Source organism: Cellulomonas sp. P4_A2, assembly GCF_056402515.1.
On the sequence record NZ_JBFUHG010000062.1, the window covers coordinates 1 to 561 of the forward strand.

Genomic DNA, 561 nt, shown 5'->3' on the forward strand with positions numbered 1-561 from the left:
GCACGAGGTCCGTTGCCTGGACGTCTTCCTCAACAAGGACACCGCGCCCATCGCGGCGGGCTACGAGATCATCTCCACCAGCGTCAACGCCGATCTGGGCGCCAGCGTGCTGCAGACCCTCGCCGCGGGCGGCACGCAGATGATCGCCCAGCGTTCCACCGGCTTCAACAACATCGACCTGGACGTCGCCGAACGCCTCGCGCTGCGGGTCGCCCGGGTCTCCTTCTACTCGCCGTACGCGGTCGCCGAATTCGCCTGGACGCTCGCCATGGCCGTCAACCGACGGATCCTCCGCGCCGCGAGCCGGACCCGCGACTTCGACTTCCGCCTCGACGGCCTCCTCGGCCGGGACATGCACGGCCGTACGGTCGGCGTGGTCGGTACGGGCAAGATCGGCGAGGCCTTCACCCGTATCGCTCATGGCTTCGGAATGAAACTGCTCGGCTGGGACGTGGTCGAGAACCCGGCCTGCGTCGAGCTCGGCATGGCGTACGTCGAGAAGGAACAGCTCTTCGCCGAGTGCGATCTGATCAGCCTCCATGTCCCGCTGCTGCCCGCGAC

Annotated in this window: 1 protein-coding gene; it reads left to right on the forward strand. The window is 67.7% G+C overall.

Annotation, left to right across the window (positions count from 1 at the left end):
• On the forward strand, positions 1–561 hold a 561-nt coding region (locus AC1DUE_RS20080; protein WP_477041173.1), incomplete at both ends, for an NAD(P)-dependent oxidoreductase.